Origin of the sequence: Sphingobium chungbukense (assembly GCF_001005725.1) — a bacterium.
Lineage (GTDB): Bacteria > Pseudomonadota > Alphaproteobacteria > Sphingomonadales > Sphingomonadaceae > Sphingobium > Sphingobium chungbukense.
Window position 1 is genome coordinate 241174 of record NZ_LBIC01000001.1, and the last position, 17568, is coordinate 258741.

Here is a 17568-nt window from a genome sequence, read left to right on the forward strand (position 1 = left end):
CCTCAAAACGGCTTTGCCGTCATTTCTGGGCCGTCAGATGATGCCATCCGAGTGGCCATCAATCTCTGGCCATCGATCTAACGCAGATGGGAGCCGGGCAGGTCATGCCTGGGCATGTCATCCTGCGGCAACCGGGTCACGCGGGGCGCCATGCGGTGATCGACCGGCTCATGCACCAGATCGTCGAACAGCGCGCGATAGTGGATCATTGCCCGGCGGAGGTCTTCGGTATCCGCCTCGCCCCGCGCGTGGCGAACCGCGATGTCGTGGGCGGACCGATAATTCTGCACCACCTCGGGATGGTCGACCGACAGGTCGGCGGAACGCTGTTCGAAATCCGATATGGGATAGCCGCGCACCTCCATCACTTCGGTCAGCAACACGTCCGCGCGCGACACCGCGCCCTGCGGATCGTCGACGAACTGCGCCTGCACCCGCACCCAGGCATCGGTGAAGGCATCGGCCTGCCGCGGCGAAAGCGGACGGATGGTGAAGGCGGCGACGCGCTTCTCGCGTTCCTGCAATTCGGCCTCGGCCTTGCGCTGGCTCCCGGTCATTTCAACCGTCCGGCCATATTCGGGGCCGAATTTGGCGCGCAGATTGGCACGGCGGCGATTGGCGGCGACCATCATCGCGATCGCAACCACCAGGACAAGCGCCAGAAGCGCCAAACCCACTTCCAGCGGGGTCAGAGTGACCATGACATCCTTCTCCTCACGGCCCCTTCAAAGCCGCAATCGACGCCCGCCGCCATTGCGGGAACAACCGGTTTTGGCCGGCTTTGTTCCGGCTATGGCGCGGGGGCGTGGGGGAAGAAAGGCTAACCCTCTATAAGATCGAGATAAGCCACCACATCATTGTCCGTGGCGAGGAACAGGCCGTCCTGCATATCCTGCGGCTGTTGCTCGGCAAGGAGCAGCGCCTCGTTCAAGGGGCCGTAGAACAGGGTTGTCGCCGCGCCGCCGCCATCGGCGTCGCTGAGATGATAGAGGCGGACGGTGGCCGAGTTGTAGGTGGTGCGCATCGCGGGATTATCGGCGCGGTGGCGGGGGGGTGCAAGGGGGGCTTTTTGGGTGGATAGGGGACTGTCCCCTTTAAGTGAAAATATACGGAACCTCGTCAGTGGGTGGTGACGCGAAACGAGCATTGCGGAGCTATCGTATGGAATTTCGGCCACAAGACAGGCAGGACCGTTCACGTCCTATGGACGAATATAGCGTTCCTGATGATGAAGAAATGTTCGCATATCTTGATCTTCCGGTCGAATATCCGTTCTCACCGTTTCCAAAAATCGAAATATATTTTGAAAATGGAGATGAGCCGCAGAGCTTGATAGAGGCGCTTTACGATCTTCGGGATCGGCTGCGTAAAGATTTTCACTCCGCAAAAGAGCATCGATCAAGCGATGCATCAACTGCGGCTGAAAATTTCATAAACATTTCTCGCATAATAGTTCAGCTTCGCAAAATTATCGACAGTAAAGGATCGTAAGCCAGCACCGTCAGCTTCGCGGAGGTAATCGAGTGCGCGCGAACGGCAATAAATGGTCGCCTGCTGCTGAGATGCCATAATTAACGACAGGTCGTCGTGCGCCCCACGAACCTTCCACGCATCTCCGCTGCTTACAGAGACCGCTCTCCAACACATATTGGCGCACAAACGCGATCCGGCCTGATGGAGCGTCGGGTGCAAATTCGATCCACAAACGCCCCGCGCCGACGGGCATCGCCGCATACTGCCGAACGTAACGCACAAATTCAGCATCATCGAGCTTTTGACCGTTCCATTCGATGGTCCCGGAGCGTTGAACTTGCACAACATAGCCGTCGCGAAAACCGGTGCCATGATCAACCGGTATGGTCGCTTCACCTCCATCACACGCGGTGAGCGCCAATAGGATAAAGGGAATAGGGACAATCCGCATCACACTATCCTATGGAAGTGAAGGCATGTCCGCTATGAAGAAAGCACAGGCCGGCCCACAATGGCAATTTCTGGTCGTTTTAAGCCAAAAGCCATTCGTCATGGCGGGCTTGGTCCGGCATCCCGCTTTCTTTTCCACGGTCGGTCCGTGAAGAAGCGGGACCCCGGATCAGGTCCGGGGTGGCGGTTGATTGAGGGTTTGATTGCGGGCGAGGGTCCTTCAGCGGCGGTCGGTGATCTTGATCCCGCTGGCCAGCCGGTTCGGGCCGATCCTTACCGCGTCGTCGGTGAAATTGGCGACGAAGCTGCTGCTGCGTTGCAGGCCCGGCACGAAGGAGGCGCTGTTGCCCGTGATGGTGAGGCCCGCGCTGTCCTGTTCGCGGCCCTCGGGCGCCACGGTGATGAAGGCGCTGTAATTGTCCTTGTCCCGGCCCTGCACCATTTCATTGCCGCTGATCGTGCCGCTGGCGCCATTGGACAGGTCGATCATATAGTTGGTGAGCCGTCCGGCGCTGTCGTCGAAACTGTTGCCGGCGATCGTGACGCGGGGCGTGCGGGTTTTCAGATAATGGCCGCCATCGCCCTGGTCGAAGCGCGAGCGGGTGACGCTGAGGCTGCCGTAGCGGCCCACATAGATGCCGTGGGCGCAGGCGAGATCGCGATCGCAGCGGCCGAGATGGCGGAAGGTGGACTTGTCGATGTTGATGGAATGGCCCGGCGCATCGCCGGTCAATATGCCTTCCTCGCTGTTGCGGAACAGGCTGTTGCTGACGGTGAGGTCGCCGCTTTCCAGGCGGATGCCCGCGCCATTGCCGTCGGGCACGCGCAGATTCTGGAAGATGAGGCCATCGATCGTGCTCGATCGGCCGCGCAGCACCAGCGCCGCCTTCTGTTCGCAGGCAACGCCGTCGAGGATCACGCTGCCGGGCTGCTTCGCCCGGATGGTGACGTCGCCGCCCTGTTGCACCGCGCATTGGGCATAGCTGCCCGGTGCGACGATGACCGTGCCCTTGCCGTTGCCGATGGCCCGGATCGCGTCGTTGAGCGTCGCATAGGCCCGCCCGCTTTCCGCCACGGTGAAGGGCGAGGCGACGCCCTGCGCCAGAGCGGTGGCCGTCACGGCGGCGGACAGCAGCAGGATGGTGGAAAAGGCGCGCATATCCAAAGTTATAGGCGCAGCGTGCGGTTCGGCCAAGGCCAAGTCATGGTTAACGAAAACTTGTTCCGCATTGGGACAGGATGGCGGCGGGACATGAGCGGTTGGCGGCGGCACTCTCCCGGGCTAAGCCTTTACCGGCATGTCCCTGGCCCCGCCCCGTCCCTTTCTCGCCTGCCTTGCCCTGCTGGGGGCGCTTTCCCTGCTGGGGACGCTGAGCGGCTGTTCCGACGAGGGCAGCGGGCCGGTGGCGGTGAGCGTCATCGGCACGCCCGCCGATTTCGCCACGCCGCTCGACTATCTTCCCGATCCGGGATCGAAACTGTATCTGGAGGCGACGGCGCAGGGGCTGGTCGCGTTCGATGCCGGGGGGGAGATATTGCCCGCGCTCGCCCAACGCTGGATCGTGCAGGATGACGGGCGCAGCTATATCTTCCGCCTGCGCCGTGCCTTCTGGCCCGACGGGGCGCGGGTGACGGCGAAGGATGTCGGGCGCATCCTGATGTCCCGCATCGACATGCTGCGGCGGCTGGACCCGTACGGACCGCTGGACGCGGTGCAGGATGTGGTGGCGATGACCGGCGAGGTGATCGAGATCCGGCTGGCCACGCCACGCCCCTATCTGCTCCAGATGCTGGCCCAGCCGCAAATGGCGGTGCTGTCGCGCGAGGGCGGGACCGGCCCCTATCGGCGCGTGGCGCTGGACAAGGCGCTGGGCAAGGCGCTGAAGCTGGTGCCGGTCGAGCGGGCGACCAACGAGTCGGGCGACGAACTGCCGGTGCCCGCCTGGCAGACGCGTATCCTGAGGGCTGAGCGGGCGGCGCTGGCGATCGTGCGGTTCCAGCAGGGCGAGGCGGCGCTGGTGCTGGGCGGGCGCTTTGCCGACCTGCCGCTGCTGGTGCCCGCCGGCGTGGATCGCGACGATGTGCGGATCGATCCGGTGCAGGGGCTGCTGGGGCTGGCGGTGACGGGAAACGGCACGCTGCTGGACGATGACGGCGTGCGGCGGGCGATCGCCATGGCCATCGACCGCAGCCAGTTGCCGGTGATGTTCCCGGTCGGCGGATGGGCCACGACCGAACAGATCGTGCCGGGGCAGATCGACCTGCCGGAACCGCCCGCCGTGCCCGATTGGTCCGGCATGGCGATGGCCGACCGATGGGCGCAGGGACAGGCGGTGATGAAGCGGTGGCGCAGCGAGCATGGCGATCCGCCGACGCTGCGCGTGGCGCTGCCCAAGGGGCCGGGCGCGACGATGCTGTTCGGGCTGGTGCGGCATGACCTCAGCATGATCGGCCTCACTGTCGAGCGGGTGGAGATGGCGGCGGAGGCCGACCTGCGGCTGGTCGACGAGGTTGCTGCCTATGACAGCGTGCTCTGGTATCTGGGGCGGATCGGCTGCGCGCGGAAGGTGCATTGTTCCGCGCAGGCGGAGGCGACGTTGCAGGCGGCGAGCATGGCCGGCAGCCTGGACGAGCGGATGGCGCGGGTGGCGCAGGCCGAGGCGCTGATGCAGGCGCATAACGGCTATATCGCGCTGGGCGCGCCGGTACGCTGGTCACTGGTGGCGCGGCGGCTGACCGGGTTCACGGCCTCGCCCCGGGCGCGGCACCCATTGAACCATCTGTTCCGGAGCACCAACTAGAGCATCGCGCGCAAAAGTGGGAACCGGTTTTGCGAAAAACGCGATGCGGCATCAAAAGCCGGTGGCTGGAGGACAGGATGATGGCGATTTCCCAGGAACAGTTCGACCGGATCGTGCGCGACATGCCGGGTTTCGGCCGCGATCCCGCTTCGGTGCGCAAGCGGATCGAGGCGATGGAGGCGTTGCTGGAGGGGCTGTTCGTCATCCCCGGCACCAACCGGCGGGTCGGGCTGGACAGCCTGGTCGGGCTGATCCCGGTGGTGGGCGATTTCGCCACGGCGGCGATGGGCGCATGGATCGTGTGGGAGGCGCGGAACCTGGGCATGTCGAAATGGCAACTCACCCGCATGGCGGCCAATGTCGGCTTCGACACGCTGGTCGGCGCGATCCCCTTTGCCGGGGATATTTTCGACTTTCTGTTCAAGTCCAACACGAAGAACCTGCAAATCATCCGCAGGCATCTGGACCGGCACCATCCCTCGACGGTGATTGTCGAGGGTTAGGCGGGCGGCGCGATCCGGAGCATCGTGCCGGGCTTTACGCCGCCCTGATGCGCGGGGCAGCGCGTGTAGCGCAGCTTGCGGTCCATGCAGAGCCACACTTCACTCAGCCAATTGTCGCGGGTGGCGGTGACGCGCATCATGTCGGCGGTCAGCCCCTTGTTTTCGGCGGCAAAGGCCTCGGCAAAGGCGCGGGCGGTCAAGGCGGGGCGGCGGGCGAGCACCTTCATGTCCGGATAGCGCAGCGCCTGATAATGGCGGCGCGACAGGGCGAAGAAGCGGTCCGGCGTGGTCGGCATGCAGGTGCCGTGCTTCACCCATTCATGCTGGATCAGTTGCACCGACGGGGTCGAGCAGAGATGCTGCTGGATCAGCTTGCGGGACAGCGGCGCGGCGGGCTTGCAATATTGCGGCCATTGCTTGCCATAGCCGTCGGGCCACAGGCCGTGCAGGGTGAAGCCGAAACGGCCATGGCGGCCGCTGCACTGGAAATCATCCTTCCGTCCCGCAGGCCCGGCGCAATATTGCGGCGACCAGCTGATCGCCAGCGTATAACTGCCGATCGGCAGGACGCGGCGGGGTTCTTCCGCGGTCGGGCCTTCGATGTGCGGGCGGGCGATCTGCGCGGGAAGGCGGCACTCGCTGGCCTGCGCCAGCGCGGCGGCGGGAGTGGCGAGCAGACAGAGCGGCAGCACCAGCTTAAGCATAAGCGAAGTCCAGTCCGATGTCGGCGGCGGGGGCCGACTGGGTGAGGCGGCCGACGCTGATATAGGTGACGCCGGTTGCCGCCCTGGCGCGGATGGTTTCGAGCGTGACGCCGCCCGAAGCCTCCGTCGGTACGCGGCCGCCGACCAGCGTGACCGCGCCGCGCAGGGTGGGCGCGTCCATGTTATCGAGCAGCAGATGGGTGGCCCCGGCGGCGAGCGCGGGTTCGATCTGGTCGACGCGATCCACCTCCACGATGATGCTGGCGATGCCGGCGGCGGCGGCGCGGCGGACGGCCTCCTCCACCGATCCGGCGACGGCGACATGATTGTCCTTGATCATCGCCGCGTCCCAAAGCCCCATGCGGTGATTGGTCGCGCCGCCCATGCGGGTCGCATATTTTTCCAGCACGCGCAGGCCCGGAATGGTCTTGCGCGTGTCGAGCAGCGTCGCCCCCGTGCCCAGGATCGCGTCGACATAGGCGCTGGTCATCGTCGCGATGCCGGTCAGATGCTGGACGGTGTTGAGCGCGGAGCGTTCGGCGGTCAGCATGGCGCGGGCCTTGCCCCGGATGCGCATGATGTCGGTGCCCGCCGCCACGCGGTCGCCATCCTGTTTCAGCAGCTCGATCTCCACATCCGGGTCGAGCGCGCGGAAGAAGGCGGCGGCGATCGGCAGGCCCGCCAGCGTCACGGCGTCGCGGCTGTCCATCACCCCGTCGAAGATCGCGTCGGCGGGGATCACCGCTTCGCTGGTGACGTCGCGGCCGTCGGAGCCGAGATCCTCCGCCAGGGTCGAGGCGATGAAAGCGTCAAGGTCGAAGCCGGGGAGCGAAAAAGGGGAAGAATCAGCGGTCATGGCGAGCGATGTGGCACAGTCGCAGGACGGTTGACAGTCCCTGATTAATTATATAGCCTTTTAGCTATATAGATGGAGAGCGATATTTTGCAGCCTGCCGAGCTTGACCGGATTTTCAGCGCCCTCGCCGATCCCACGCGCCGGGCGATCCTCCACCGCCTGGCCAGGGGCGAAGCGACGGTGAACGCACTGGTCGCGCCGTCCGGCCTTCGCCAGCCGACCGTGTCGAAGCATCTGAAGATATTGGAGGAGGCCGGCCTCGTGTCGCGGGGTCGCGCCGCACAGACCCGGCCGGTGCGGCTGGAACCCGCGCCGCTCAAGGCCGCGGCGCAATGGCTGGGCGATTATGAAGCCTTCTGGAACGCCAGCTACGACCGGCTGGAAGCCTATCTGAAAGGAGAGGAAGCATGAGCGACGAACCCCAATCGGTGCGCGAGATTGTCATCACCCGGCTGATCGATGCGCCCGCGCCTCTGGTCTTTGCCGCCCATGCCGATCCGGTGCATGTGAAGCGCTGGTTCGGGCCGGTCGGCTGGCCGCTGACGAAATGCGAGATGGATTTCCGGGTCGGCGGGCGCTTCCGGTTCCAGATGACCAGCAGCGAGGGGGAATTGGGACCGCCCTTTGGCGGCACCTATCTGGAGATCGTGCCCCATGTGCGGATTCGGTACGACAATGGTTTCGAGGCGCCCGGATCGTCGGTGATGGTGACGACGATCAGCTTTGCCGAGGATGCGGAGGGGCGGACATTGCTGACGCACCACACCCTGTTCGAGAGCAAGGCGATGCGGGACGAATATCTGGGCGTCGGCTTCGAGGAAGGGACGAATTCGGGGCTGGACCAGTTGGAAGGGGTCGTGGCGGAACTGGTGGCGGAGGTCGGTGGGGGTTAGGGCCAATCGACATTTAGATGATGACGAGACGAAAATGGTGGTTTTTCGTGACCCGGAGCGGAGCGTACTAAAAGTACGTGAGCACCGGAAGCACGGAAAAGCGCCATTTGCAGGCCGTCAGGGCTAAATGTCGATTGGCCCTAGCCCCTCTCCCCGAAAGGGAGAGGGAAAGACAGGTCAGCGGTTGCCCAGATCGCCCTGCCCGACCGTGCCGCTCGCCATTTCCAGCATCCGGTCGAGGCTCTTTTTCGCGCCAAGGCGCAGTTCTTCGTCCATCTCGATGCGGGGCTGGAGGTCGCGCAGCGCCAGATACAGCTTTTCCATCGTGTTGAGCGCCATGTACGGGCAGATATTGCAGTTGCAATTGCCGTCCGCGCCGGGCGCGCCGATGAAGGTCTTTTCCGGCACCGCCTTCTGCATCTGGTGGATGATGTGCGGTTCGGTGGCGACGATCAGCGTGTCGCCGGGCATGGTCTTCGAAAATTCCAATATGCCGCTGGTCGAGCCGACATAATCGGCATGGTCGACGATATAGGGCGGGCATTCCGGATGCGCGGCGATCGGCGCGTCCGGGTGCTGGGCCTTCAATTTCAGCAATTCGGTCTCGCTGAACGCCTCATGCACGATGCACACGCCCGGCCAGAGCAGCATGTCCCGGCACAGCTTGCGCTTGAGATAGCCGCCCAGATGCTTGTCGGGGCCGAAGATGATCTTCTGCTCCTTCGGGATCTGCGCAAGGATCTTTTCCGCCGACGAACTGGTGACGATGATGTCGGAAAGCGCCTTCACCTCGGCCGAGCAGTTGATGTAGCTCAAGGCGATATGATCGGGATGGGCTTCGCGGAAGGCCTTGAACTGGGCGGGCGGGCAACTGTCCTCCAGGCTGCAACCGGCGTCCATGTCGGGCAGGACGACGATCTTCTCAGGGCTGAGGATTTTCGCGGTTTCAGCCATGAAGCGCACGCCGCAGAAGGCGATCACGTCCGCGTCCGTCTCCGCCGCCTTGCGCGAGAGTTCGAGGGAGTCGCCGACGAAATCGGACAGGTCCTGGATTTCGGGCTTCTGATAATAATGGCCGAGGATGACGGCGTTGCGTTCCTTGCGCAGCCGGTCGATCTCCGCGCGCAGGTCGATCCCCTGCGGGATGGTGGTCATCGCAGTCATGTGCCTCACTCCTCTCGGCCTCCACGCGCACCCCCTCGAGGGCTGCCCCGGCATGGCGTTCAGATGGTGCCGAGAAGTGTGATTTTCGAGTACCGGAGCGCAGCGTACTTCAGTACGTGAGCACCGGAACGAAGAAAATCGCGCTTCGCAGGCCCGTATGGACGCCATGCCGGGGCAGCCCCTAGCGGGACTGTCGCTTGTTGGCCAGTACCTCGTTGATCGGTGTCGTGACGTCCCATTGGTCGCGATTCCTGTCGGTGCGTTCCGGCGGGAAGGTGACGATCACCCGCGCGTCGCCATAGCCGAGCGCCCCAAGCGGCGCGCCGAGCAGCCTGCCGAGCGCAGCGCGGCCATAATCGCGGGCCTGCGCCATGCGTTCGGGCGAGCGGGCCTCCTTTTCGGCGCGGCCCTGCGCATGGGCCGAGGTGCGGCGGCTGAGTTCCTCGCCCGCCTTGCGGGTGACGATGAGACCGTTGGTCTGGACCAGCGTGCGGCGGCTTTCGTCGATATTGGGGCGGCCCGGCTTCACATCGGGCGCGTTGACGATGAGCGTGCGGGTCTTCCCATTCCATTCCAGGTCGCTGGCGTCGATGCCGCTCACATCGATGAAATAATCCACCGAGAAGGGCATTTTGACGACCTGATCGGACTTGAGCCAGCCGAAGCCGCGCACATCCTGCGCCGTGCTCTGGATCGTGCCGGAGAGTTCGGACACCTTGAGGCTGGCGGCGCCCGCGAAACGCTCCGCAATGAGCTTCGTGACGGCGGTGCCGTCATCCTCCACGCTTACCGCATAGTCGCGCTGATAGCGGTGCCAGCCGACCAGCATGGCCGCGCCGACGATCAGGAGCAGCAGCGCGGCGGCGATGGCCCCCGCATGGCGTTTCAACGCAACTGCCATCGCCCATCCCCCGTCGCGGCGGCGATGCCGCGTCCGTCGAGGTCGATGAGATGCGCGAGGACCGAGCGCCCCGCGGCGCTGTGCAGGCGCGGGTCGACGCCCTTGTACATTTCAACGACCATATCGGGGATTTCCGAGGCGCCGTTGCGTTCGAGGAAGCGCACGATCTGGCCCTCGCGCTGCTTGCGGTGGCCCATCATGCCGCGCACGAGGCGTTGGGGACTTTCCACCGGATCGCCATGCGCCGGATAGTAGATCGCGTCGGTCCGGTCGAGCAGCCGCTGCATCGAGGTCATATAGGCCGCCATGTCGCCGTCCGGGGGCGAAACGATGCTGGTGGACCAGCCCATCACATGGTCGCCGGTGAAGAGGGCCTCTTCCTCCAGCAGGGCGAAGCAGAGATGGTTGGAGGTGTGGCCGGGCGTGGCGACGGCGGCGAGCGTCCAGCCCAGGCCGCCAATCCGTTCGCCATCCTTCAGCACCCGGTCGGGGCGGTAGGCGGCGTCGAACGCCGCGTCGGCGCGGGGGCCGTCATCGTCGAGCGTCAGCGGCGCGCAGCCGATGATCGGGGCGCCGGTCCGGGCACTGAGCGGCGCAGCGGCGGGGCTGTGGTCGCGATGGGTGTGGGTGCACAGGATCGCCGTGACCGGGCGGCCGTCGATCGCGTCGAGCAGCGCGGCGAGATGCGCCGGATCGTCCGGGCCGGGATCGATGACGGCAACCTCTTCCACGCCCACGACATAGGTCTGCGTGCCGGTATAGGTGAAGGGCGAGGGATTGGGCGCCAGCACGCGCGCCACCAGCGGGGACAGCCGCATCAGCGTGCCCGTGGGAAGATCGGCCAGGTCGAAGGGAGTTGCCATGTCCATCCCCATGTGCCCATTTTCGGGCGGTTTTCAAGGGCGATCCCCTGCCCTACAGTGCCGGGATGACGGCTTCAGGCGATCTTTGCGAACAGTGGCGGCGGCATCTGGCGCTCGACCGGCGGCGGTCGGTGCATACGGTGCGGGCCTATATGGCGACCGCCGAGCGGCTGGTCGCCTTCCTGGAGGAGCATCGCGGCGAGGCCGTGACGGCGGCGATGCTGGCGGGGGTCGAGCAGGCGGATTTGCGGGCCTTCCTCACCGCCCGGCGGATGGACGGGATCGGCAATGTGTCGGCGGCGCGGGAATTGTCCGCGGTGCGCGGATTCCTGAAGTTCGTGGGCGGCGAGGATGCGCGGGTGCCGTTGATGAAAGGACCAAGGGTGAAGCGCGGGCTGCCGCGCCCGGTGTCGCCGGACGAGGCTGTCGCGCTGGCGGAGGACATTGCCGAAACGGCGCGCGAGCCGTGGATCGGGGCGCGGGACTGGGCGGTGCTGCTGCTGCTTTACGGCGCGGGACTGCGCATCGGGGAGGCGATGGGGCTGAACGGGGCGGTGCTGCCGCTGGGCGAGACGCTGCGGGTGACGGGCAAGCGGGGCAAGACGCGCATCGTGCCCCTGCTGCCCAGGGTGCGGGAGGCGATCGAGGCCTATGTGGCGCTATGCCCCTTCGGGACGGAGAAAGACGCGCCGCTGTTCCGGGGGACACGGGGCGGGCCGCTGTCGCCCGCGCTGATCCGCCGGGCGGTGCAGGGGGCGCGGGGGCGGCTGGGGCTGTCGGACCGGACGACGCCGCATGCGTTGCGGCACAGCTTCGCCACGCATCTGCTGGGGCGCGGGGCGGATTTGCGGTCGTTGCAGGAATTGCTGGGCCATGCCAGCCTGTCCTCTACCCAGATCTATACGCAGGTGGATGCGGCGCATCTGCTGGACGTCTACCGGAATGCGCATCCCCGGGCTTAGAGCGGCCGATCTGATTGAATCAGATCGGCCGCTCTAAGTCTTTTATTTGCTGCGATTTCTTAACCGTCAGATGATGCCATCTGACTGGAAATCGCTCTAGCCACGCGGTTTCCACGTCGCGAGACGCCAGAGATAGAAGACGACCGCGCCGATCACGCAGGCCGTGGCCGCCGGGCCGACATATTTGTCGATGTCGCGGAAATTCTGGCCAAGGACGAAGCCCGCATAGGCGAGGATGATATTCCAGATGAGGGCGCCCCCGGTCGTCCAGAGCAGGAAGCGGACATGGCCCATCCGGAACAGCCCGGCGGGCAGCGAGATCATCGTGCGGAAGGCGGGCATGAAGCGGAACACGAACACGACGATCTGGCCATATTTGCCGAAGATATGGTCGAGCTTTTCGACGTCATGCCATTCCAGCGTGGCCCAGCGGCCATAGCGGTCGACCAGCGGCTTCAGCCGGCCGAAGCCCAGATAATGGCCGATCAGATACCAGAAATAATTGCCGATGGTTGTGCCCACGGTGCCCGCGAAGAGCAGCAGCCCCATGTCCATGCGCCCCTGTCCGACGCGGATGCCGCCGATCCCCATGATGAGTTCGGAGGGGATTGGCGGGAAGACGTTTTCGATCACCATCAGGGCGAAAATGCCCCAATAGCCGCCCGCGTCGATCAGGCGGAGGACCCAGTCGGTCATGATGCGGCGTGGCGGTTCAGGCGGCCGCCCGCGCCGCCAGCCGGGCGTCGATCGCGTCCCAGATCATGCCGCCGGTGTCGGTGCCGTTGAAGGCGTCGATCGAGACGATGCCCGTCGGGGAGGTCACGTTGATCTCCGTCAGCCACTCGCCGCCGATCACGTCGATGCCGACGAAGAGCAGGCCGCGGCGCTTGAGTTCCGGGCCAAGGGCTTCGCAGATTTCCAGTTCGCGCTCGGTCAGCACGGTCTTCGCCGCCGAACCGCCGACGGCGAGGTTGGACCGGATCTCGCCCGCGCCGGGGATGCGGTTGACCGCGCCCGCGACTTCGCCGTCGACCAGCACGATGCGCTTGTCGCCTTCCGCGACGCCGGGAATGAAGGCCTGGACCATGAAGGGCTCGACCCAGGAGGCGTTGAACAGTTCCACCAGCGCGGACAGATTCGCGCCGGACCGCCCGACATGGAAGACGGCGTTGCCCGCATTGCCGTAGAGCGGCTTCACCACGACTTCACCATGCTGGGCGAGGAAGGATTTCACTTCCTCCAGATCGCGGGTGATCATGGTCGGCGGCATGAAGCGCGCATAATCGAGCACGAACAGCTTTTCCGGCGCGTTGCGGACGGAAGCCGGGTCGTTCACCACCAGCGTTTCGGCTTGCACCCGCTCCAGCAGGTGCGTGGCGGTGATGTAGCTCAGGTCGAAGGGCGGGTCCTGCCGCATCAGCACGACGTCGACATCGCGGCCAAGGTCCAGCATTTCCGGCGCGCCGAAGACATAATGGTCGCCCTCCACCTTCTGCACCTTCACAGGACGCGCCTTCGCCAGCACGCGGCCGTCGCGGTAGGTGAGGTCGGTGGCGAGATAATGATAGAGGCGATGCCCCCGCGCCTGCCCCGCCAGCATGATATGGAAGGTCGAATCGCCGCCGATCCTGATCCCCTCCATCGGGTCCATCTGCACGGCGACGGTGAGCGGGTTGAGCTGGGTCATGGGCGTCTTCAGTTCCTTCCGTTGGCGGCCAAAAAACCGGAAGGCAGCCTTACCCCCCGTGCCAGACATTGGCCAGATGGCGCGGCGGACGGCCCGGCGCAAGGAGCATCACGTCGATTCGCATGTCGTCGCCCGGTTTTGCGAGCTGGTGGAAGAGGATTTCCGCCGCCGCCGCGACGCGGGAGAGGCGGCGTTCGTCGATGGCAAGGTCGAGACCGGCGCTGGTGGCGCGGGCCTTGACCTCGACGAAGGCCAGCATATTGCCGCGCCGGGCGACGAGATCGACTTCCCCTGCCGGCGTGCGCATCCGGCGGCCGACGATCTGCCAGCCCTTGAGGCGCAGCCACCAGCCGGCGATGCGCTCGGCCTGGCGCCCACGCCTTTCGGCGGTCTGTTTCTTCACCCCTTGAGTTCCAGCGCGCGGTCGTAAAGGGCGCGGCGGTCGAGGCCGAGTTTCTTCGCCACCTCCCCCGCCGCCTTGGAGACGGGGAGGCGTTGCATCGCTTCGAGCAAGGCCGCGTCGGCATCCTCGGCGCTGGCGGGGGGTGCTTCGCCGGGCGGGCCGACGGTGACGACGATCTCCCCCCTGGGCGGCGCGTCGGCATAACGGGCGGAAAGTTCGGTGAGCGTGCCGGTGGCGGTTTCCTCGAACGCCTTGCTGATCTCGCGCGAGACGGCGGCTTCGCGGTCGCCCAGATGCTCCGCCATGGCGGCGAGGCTTTCCGACAGGCGCGGGCCGCTTTCGTAGAAGACCAGCGTGGCGCGCAGGGCGGCGACTTCGGCAAGGGCGTCGCCGCGCGCCTTCTGCTTGGAGGGCAGGAAGCCCATGAACAGGAAGCGGTCGGTGGGGAGGCCCGAGAGCGTCAGCGCGGCGATCGCGGCGCTGGGGCCGGGCAGCGTCGTGATCCGGCGTCCGGCGGCGCGGGCGTCGCGCACCAGCTTGTAGCCCGGATCGGAGATCAGCGGGGTTCCGGCGTCGGAAAGCAGCGCGACCGATTCGCTCGCCATCCGTTCGATCAGGCGCAGGCGCACCGCTTCGGCGCTATGGTCGTGATAGGGGACCATCGGCCGGTCGGACCCGGCATGGCGCAGCAGCCGTGCGCTGACCCGTGTATCTTCCACGGCGACCACATCGGCCAGCCGCAGGACTTCGGCCGCGCGAGGGGTTAGGTCTCCAAGGTTGCCGATCGGCCCCGCAACGATGTAAAGCCCAGCCTCAAGACGCATAATATCAGTTTCCATAAGGACGCCAGATGACAGAGACGGATGCCCCCCGGCAAGCGGACTTGTTCGCTTCGATGCAACGCGCCGGGCGGATTTTGTTCGCCGCCACCGCACTGCTGGTCGCCGCCTGTCAGTCGATCGTGCCCAAGGGGCCGGGACCGGGCCAGCCCGCCGGCCCCGTGGAGACCGGCCCCGAAGTGACGCAGGGCCTGCCCACCGACACGCTGCGCCATCGCGTCGCGCTGCTGGTGCCGATGAGCGGCCCCAATGCGGGCGTCGGCCAGTCGATCGCCAATGCGACCACGCTCGCCCTGCTGGACACCAAGGCCGACAAGGTGCGCATCACCACCTATGACACCGGCATCGGCGCGGCGGCGGCGGTGAACAAGGCGCTGGCCGACGGCAACAAGCTGATCCTGGGGCCGTTGCTGGCGGAGGATGCGCGGATCGCGGGACCGATCGCGGCGCGGGCCAATGTGCCGGTGATCAGCTTCTCCAACGACACCAGCGTCGCCGGGAACGGCGTCTACATCATGGGCTATAACCCCAACCAGTCGATCGAGCGGGTGGTGGAATTCGCCAAGGGCAAGGGCCTGTCGCACTTCGCCGCACTGGTGCCCAAGGGCGTCTATGGCGAGCGGTCGGGCACGGCGCTGCTGCGCGCGGTGGAGGGCGTGGGCGGGACCGTGGTGTCGATGCAGACATTCGACCGCAACCCGGCCTCGATCACCGCGGCGGTCCGGAAATTGCAGGCTTCGTCCAGCTATGACGCGCTGCTGATCGCGGACAGCGGCAAGGTGGCGATGCAGGTCGCGCCCATCGTGCGGAAGAATGGCGGCGCGACAGCGCGGCTGCTGGGCACGGAATTGTGGAATACCGACAGTGGCCTGGCATCCAGCCCGGTGCTGCGCGGCGCCTGGTTCGCCAGCGTGTCGGACGGGCTCTACAGCCAGCTCGCGACCAAATATCGGGCGCGCTACGGCAATGCGCCGTTCCGGCTTTCGGCACTGGGCTATGACGCGGTGCTGCTGACCGTGCGGATCGCGCGCGACTGGAAGCCGGGCACCACCTTCCCGGCGGCGCGGCTGCGCGATGCGGGCGGCTTTGCCGGAATCGACGGGGCGTTCCGCTTCGGGCGCGACGGGATTGCCGAGCGCGCGCTGGAAGTGTCGGAGATCGGCGCGGGGACCTTTACCGTGGTCGCGCCCGCGCCGCGGGCCTTTGCCGAATGACGATCAGCCCCTGATCCGCCCCATGGGCAGGATCAGGGGCCGGTCGCCCGCGGTTTCGATGCGGGCGGAAATGCCGTAGACGCGAGCGAGATTCTCCTCCGTCAGCACCTCCAGCGGCGCGCCGTCGGCCACCAGTGACCCGCGATCCATCAGCAGCAGCCGGTCGCAATAGCGCGCCGCCATGCCGAGATCGTGCAGCACGGTGACGACCAGCGACCCGGCCTGCGCTTCGGCCTTGAGCAGGTCCATCACGTCGATCTGATGCCCCGGATCGAGCGCGGCCAGCGGCTCGTCGGCGATCAGGGCGGGAGCGCCGACCGCCAGGGCGCGGGCCAGCAGCACGCGGGCGCGCTCGCCGCCGGAGAGTTCGGTCGCCACCCTGCCCTTCAGATGCAGCACATCGGCGCGAGCCAGCGCCGCGTCGATCTGTGCCTCGTCCTCCGCGGACAGGCGCGACAGGGGGCCGAGATGCGGCATCCGGCCGAGGGCCACGAGCCGTTCGACCGCCAGCGGCCAGTGCAGGGTCTGGCCCTGTGGCAGATAGGCGATGCGCCTTGCAACATCCCGCCGGGTCAGACGCGCGCTGTCGATGCCGTCGATCAGGACGGAGCCGCTCTCCCGCTTCACCAGCCCCAGCAGGGCGCGGATCAGGGTCGATTTGCCCGCGCCATTGGGGCCGATGATGCCGACAAGCCGTCCCGGTTCCAGATGAAGGTCGACGCCGTCCAACGCCGAATGACGGCCAAGACGGACGGACAGGCCCTGCGCGCGGATCGTCACCATAGCCGCCGCTCCCGCATCAGGTGGATCAGGAAGACGGGCACGCCCAGCAGCGCCGTCAGCACGCCGAGCTTGAGTTCGCTGCTGGTGGGAATGAGTCTGACGCCGATGTCCGCCAGCGTCAGCAGTACCGCGCCGCCCAGCATCGAGGGCAGCAGGATCGCGGAGGGCGAACGGTCGGTCAGCGGGCGCACCAGATGCGGCACGATCAGGCCGACAAAGCCGATCGCGCCCGATACCGCGACCGCGCCGCCCACCCCGACCGCGACGCCCAGCATCAGGCGCAGGCGCGCCCGCCGCAGATCGATGCCGAGCGCCTGCGCGCCGTCCTCGCCCAGGGTGAGCGCATCCAAGGTGCGCCCGTCCGCGATCAGCAGCGCCGCGCCAACCGCCACGCAGGGGAGCGCGATCCAGACATGGCTGTAGCTCCGGTTTTCAAGGCTGCCCATCAGCCAGCTCATGATCTCCATCGCCGCGAAGGGATTGGGCGAGAGATTGAGCGACAGGCTGATCCCCGCCCCCGCCAGCGTGGCGATGGCAATCCCGGCGAGGATCAGGGTGAGCGGGCTTTCGGCGGGGCCAGCCAGCAGGAACAGCGCGCCGATGCCGATCAGGCTGGCCGCGATGGCGAGCGCGGGAAGGGCCAGCGGGTGAAGCTCCGCGAGGCCGAAATAAAGCGCGCAGACGGCACCCAAGGCCGCGGCATTGGATGCGCCCAGCACCGAGGGTTCCGCCAGCGGGTTGCGCAGATAGCCCTGGAGCGCCGCGCCCGACAGGCCGAGCATGGCGCCGACGATGAGGCCGAGCAGCATGCGCGGCAGGCGCAGGTCGAGGAGGATGGCGCGGGCGATAGCATCGCCGCCGCCGGTCAGCACCGCGAGGATGCGCGGGGGAGAGAGCGGCACGGCGCCGAGGGTGAGGGAGCCGAGGGCGGCGATCAGGGCGAGCGCGATCAGCGCGGGGATCAGCAGCGGGTGCCGGCGGGCGCTCATGGCTTGCGCGCCTCCCGATGCTTGCTACAGCGTCTCCTCCGGCGCTCCGTGCTCCTGCGAAGGCAGGAGTCCAGGCCCGCCGT

General features: G+C 66.4%; 22 protein-coding genes. 7 read left to right on the forward strand and 15 right to left on the reverse strand.

Annotated features, from left to right (window positions below):
- Positions 1-77 precede the first annotated feature (77 nt).
- Together YP76_RS01165 and YP76_RS01170 are read right to left on the reverse strand one after the other, a co-directional pair.
- On the reverse strand, positions 78-701 hold the full coding sequence (locus YP76_RS01165) for a type 2 periplasmic-binding domain-containing protein (RefSeq protein ID WP_198147405.1): 624 nt from the start codon (positions 699-701) through the stop codon (positions 78-80).
- Positions 702-820: 119 nt separating this feature from the next.
- Positions 821-1024 carry a hypothetical protein gene (locus YP76_RS01170; RefSeq protein WP_046761788.1) on the reverse strand — a complete coding sequence of 68 codons (204 nt, stop codon included), beginning with the start codon at positions 1022-1024 and terminating at the stop codon, positions 821-823.
- A 98-nt stretch (positions 1025-1122) separates the two neighbouring features.
- On the opposite strand from YP76_RS01170, the gene YP76_RS27530 reads away from it, so the two are divergent.
- Positions 1123-1491: a hypothetical protein gene (locus tag YP76_RS27530; protein WP_232307415.1), complete on the forward strand. Its 369-nt coding sequence runs from the start codon at positions 1123-1125 to the stop codon at positions 1489-1491.
- Between the two features lie 10 nt (positions 1492-1501).
- Here the strand turns inward: YP76_RS27530 and YP76_RS27535 are convergent, their stop codons facing one another.
- Both YP76_RS27535 and YP76_RS01175 read right to left on the reverse strand, forming a co-directional pair.
- The gene (locus YP76_RS27535; protein WP_157035632.1) at positions 1502-1924 is read right to left on the reverse strand and encodes a hypothetical protein; all 423 of its coding nucleotides are present in this window, start codon (positions 1922-1924) and stop codon (positions 1502-1504) included.
- 219 nt (positions 1925-2143) lie between these two features.
- On the reverse strand, positions 2144-3082 hold the full coding sequence (locus tag YP76_RS01175) for a right-handed parallel beta-helix repeat-containing protein (protein WP_046761789.1): 939 nt from the start codon (positions 3080-3082) through the stop codon (positions 2144-2146).
- A 139-nt stretch (positions 3083-3221) separates the two neighbouring features.
- Between YP76_RS01175 and YP76_RS01180 the strand changes: the two genes are divergently transcribed.
- Positions 3222-4724 carry an ABC transporter substrate-binding protein gene (locus YP76_RS01180; RefSeq protein ID WP_046761790.1) on the forward strand — a complete coding sequence of 501 codons (1503 nt, stop codon included), beginning with the start codon at positions 3222-3224 and terminating at the stop codon, positions 4722-4724.
- Positions 4725-4804: 80 nt separating this feature from the next.
- Positions 4805-5227, forward strand: coding sequence for a DUF4112 domain-containing protein (locus YP76_RS01185; RefSeq protein WP_046762551.1), 423 nt, complete (start codon positions 4805-4807; stop codon positions 5225-5227).
- Here the strand turns inward: YP76_RS01185 and YP76_RS01190 are convergent.
- Positions 5224-5931 (reverse strand): ribonuclease T2 family protein, encoded by a 708-nt coding sequence (locus YP76_RS01190; protein WP_046761791.1) that lies wholly within the window; start codon positions 5929-5931, stop codon positions 5224-5226. The two genes, YP76_RS01185 and YP76_RS01190, sit on opposite strands and share 4 nt — an antisense overlap.
- Positions 5924-6787, reverse strand: a complete 864-nt coding sequence (gene nadC / locus YP76_RS01195) for a carboxylating nicotinate-nucleotide diphosphorylase (protein WP_046761792.1) — start codon at positions 6785-6787, stop codon at positions 5924-5926. The genes YP76_RS01190 and nadC overlap by 8 nt, the downstream gene beginning before the upstream one ends.
- 72 nt (positions 6788-6859) lie before the next feature.
- Here nadC and YP76_RS01200 point away from each other — a divergent pair, with 72 nt between their 5' ends.
- Together YP76_RS01200 and YP76_RS01205 are read left to right on the forward strand one after the other, a co-directional pair.
- A complete protein-coding gene (locus tag YP76_RS01200) occupies positions 6860-7198 on the forward strand; it encodes an ArsR/SmtB family transcription factor (RefSeq protein WP_046761793.1) in 339 nt (112 codons plus the stop codon).
- The gene (locus tag YP76_RS01205) at positions 7195-7680 is read left to right on the forward strand and encodes an SRPBCC domain-containing protein (protein WP_046761794.1); all 486 of its coding nucleotides are present in this window, start codon (positions 7195-7197) and stop codon (positions 7678-7680) included. Before YP76_RS01200 ends, YP76_RS01205 begins: the two co-directional genes overlap by 4 nt.
- Before the next feature lie 177 nt (positions 7681-7857).
- Here the strand turns inward: YP76_RS01205 and nadA are convergent, their stop codons facing one another.
- The 3 genes from nadA to YP76_RS01220 form a co-directional block, all read right to left on the reverse strand.
- Complete coding sequence (gene nadA, locus YP76_RS01210) at positions 7858-8844, reverse strand: quinolinate synthase NadA (protein ID WP_046761795.1); 987 nt, start codon at positions 8842-8844, stop codon at positions 7858-7860.
- A gap of 181 nt (positions 8845-9025) precedes the next feature.
- Positions 9026-9745, reverse strand: a complete 720-nt coding sequence (locus tag YP76_RS01215; protein WP_046761796.1) for a DUF4230 domain-containing protein — start codon at positions 9743-9745, stop codon at positions 9026-9028.
- Positions 9730-10608, reverse strand: a complete 879-nt coding sequence (locus YP76_RS01220) for an MBL fold metallo-hydrolase (RefSeq protein WP_046762552.1) — start codon at positions 10606-10608, stop codon at positions 9730-9732. Before YP76_RS01220 ends, YP76_RS01215 begins: the two co-directional genes overlap by 16 nt.
- Before the next feature lie 65 nt (positions 10609-10673).
- Between YP76_RS01220 and YP76_RS01225 the strand changes: the two genes are divergently transcribed.
- On the forward strand, positions 10674-11570 hold the full coding sequence (locus YP76_RS01225; RefSeq protein WP_046761797.1) for a tyrosine recombinase XerC: 897 nt from the start codon (positions 10674-10676) through the stop codon (positions 11568-11570).
- Positions 11571-11666: 96 nt separating this feature from the next.
- On the opposite strand, the gene YP76_RS01230 is transcribed toward YP76_RS01225, so the two are convergent.
- Genes YP76_RS01230 through rsmI form a run of 4 tightly spaced genes read right to left on the reverse strand, consistent with a single transcriptional unit; the run spans position 11667 to position 14484 of the window.
- Positions 11667-12266 (reverse strand): DedA family protein, encoded by a 600-nt coding sequence (locus YP76_RS01230; protein ID WP_046761798.1) that lies wholly within the window; start codon positions 12264-12266, stop codon positions 11667-11669.
- A 16-nt stretch (positions 12267-12282) separates the two neighbouring features.
- Positions 12283-13257 carry a glutathione synthase gene (gene gshB / locus YP76_RS01235; protein ID WP_046761799.1) on the reverse strand — a complete coding sequence of 325 codons (975 nt, stop codon included), beginning with the start codon at positions 13255-13257 and terminating at the stop codon, positions 12283-12285.
- Positions 13258-13306: 49 nt separating this feature from the next.
- Positions 13307-13660 carry a YraN family protein gene (locus YP76_RS01240; protein WP_046761800.1) on the reverse strand — a complete coding sequence of 118 codons (354 nt, stop codon included), beginning with the start codon at positions 13658-13660 and terminating at the stop codon, positions 13307-13309.
- On the reverse strand, positions 13657-14484 hold the full coding sequence (rsmI, locus tag YP76_RS01245; protein ID WP_408640416.1) for a 16S rRNA (cytidine(1402)-2'-O)-methyltransferase: 828 nt from the start codon (positions 14482-14484) through the stop codon (positions 13657-13659). The genes YP76_RS01240 and rsmI overlap by 4 nt, the downstream gene beginning before the upstream one ends.
- 26 nt (positions 14485-14510) lie before the next feature.
- Here rsmI and YP76_RS01250 point away from each other — a divergent pair, with 26 nt between their 5' ends.
- A complete protein-coding gene (locus tag YP76_RS01250; RefSeq protein WP_046761802.1) occupies positions 14511-15713 on the forward strand; it encodes a penicillin-binding protein activator in 1203 nt (400 codons plus the stop codon).
- 3 nt (positions 15714-15716) lie between these two features.
- Here the strand turns inward: YP76_RS01250 and YP76_RS01255 are convergent, their stop codons facing one another.
- A complete protein-coding gene (locus YP76_RS01255) occupies positions 15717-16496 on the reverse strand; it encodes an ABC transporter ATP-binding protein (protein ID WP_046761803.1) in 780 nt (259 codons plus the stop codon).
- Positions 16490-17485, reverse strand: a complete 996-nt coding sequence (locus YP76_RS01260) for a FecCD family ABC transporter permease (RefSeq protein ID WP_046761804.1) — start codon at positions 17483-17485, stop codon at positions 16490-16492. The genes YP76_RS01255 and YP76_RS01260 overlap by 7 nt, the downstream gene beginning before the upstream one ends.
- Positions 17486-17568: the final 83 nt, after the last annotated feature.

Bases quoted from the DNA above. Each gene is read 5' to 3' on its own strand.
- YP76_RS01165 (WP_198147405.1), bottom strand. From the start codon at position 701: ATGGTCACTCTGACCCCGCTGGAAGTGGGTTTGGCGCTTCTGGCGCTT.
- YP76_RS01170 (WP_046761788.1), bottom strand. From the start codon at position 1,024: ATGCGCACCACCTACAACTCGGCCACCGTCCGCCTCTATCATCTCAGC.
- YP76_RS27535 (WP_157035632.1), bottom strand. From the start codon at position 1,924: ATGCGGATTGTCCCTATTCCCTTTATCCTATTGGCGCTCACCGCGTGT.
- YP76_RS01175 (WP_046761789.1), bottom strand. From the start codon at position 3,082: ATGCGCGCCTTTTCCACCATCCTGCTGCTGTCCGCCGCCGTGACGGCC.
- YP76_RS01180 (WP_046761790.1), top strand. From the start codon at position 3,222: ATGTCCCTGGCCCCGCCCCGTCCCTTTCTCGCCTGCCTTGCCCTGCTG.
- YP76_RS01185 (WP_046762551.1), top strand. From the start codon at position 4,805: ATGGCGATTTCCCAGGAACAGTTCGACCGGATCGTGCGCGACATGCCG.
- YP76_RS01190 (WP_046761791.1), bottom strand. From the start codon at position 5,931: ATGCTTAAGCTGGTGCTGCCGCTCTGTCTGCTCGCCACTCCCGCCGCC.
- nadC (WP_046761792.1), bottom strand. From the start codon at position 6,787: ATGACCGCTGATTCTTCCCCTTTTTCGCTCCCCGGCTTCGACCTTGAC.
- YP76_RS01200 (WP_046761793.1), top strand. From the start codon at position 6,860: ATGGAGAGCGATATTTTGCAGCCTGCCGAGCTTGACCGGATTTTCAGC.
- YP76_RS01205 (WP_046761794.1), top strand. From the start codon at position 7,195: ATGAGCGACGAACCCCAATCGGTGCGCGAGATTGTCATCACCCGGCTG.
- nadA (WP_046761795.1), bottom strand. From the start codon at position 8,844: ATGACTGCGATGACCACCATCCCGCAGGGGATCGACCTGCGCGCGGAG.
- YP76_RS01215 (WP_046761796.1), bottom strand. From the start codon at position 9,745: ATGGCAGTTGCGTTGAAACGCCATGCGGGGGCCATCGCCGCCGCGCTG.
- YP76_RS01220 (WP_046762552.1), bottom strand. From the start codon at position 10,608: ATGGCAACTCCCTTCGACCTGGCCGATCTTCCCACGGGCACGCTGATG.
- YP76_RS01225 (WP_046761797.1), top strand. From the start codon at position 10,674: ATGACGGCTTCAGGCGATCTTTGCGAACAGTGGCGGCGGCATCTGGCG.
- YP76_RS01230 (WP_046761798.1), bottom strand. From the start codon at position 12,266: ATGACCGACTGGGTCCTCCGCCTGATCGACGCGGGCGGCTATTGGGGC.
- gshB (WP_046761799.1), bottom strand. From the start codon at position 13,257: ATGACCCAGCTCAACCCGCTCACCGTCGCCGTGCAGATGGACCCGATG.
- rsmI (WP_408640416.1), bottom strand. From the start codon at position 14,484: ATGCGTCTTGAGGCTGGGCTTTACATCGTTGCGGGGCCGATCGGCAAC.
- YP76_RS01250 (WP_046761802.1), top strand. From the start codon at position 14,511: ATGACAGAGACGGATGCCCCCCGGCAAGCGGACTTGTTCGCTTCGATG.
- YP76_RS01255 (WP_046761803.1), bottom strand. From the start codon at position 16,496: ATGGTGACGATCCGCGCGCAGGGCCTGTCCGTCCGTCTTGGCCGTCAT.
- YP76_RS01260 (WP_046761804.1), bottom strand. From the start codon at position 17,485: ATGAGCGCCCGCCGGCACCCGCTGCTGATCCCCGCGCTGATCGCGCTC.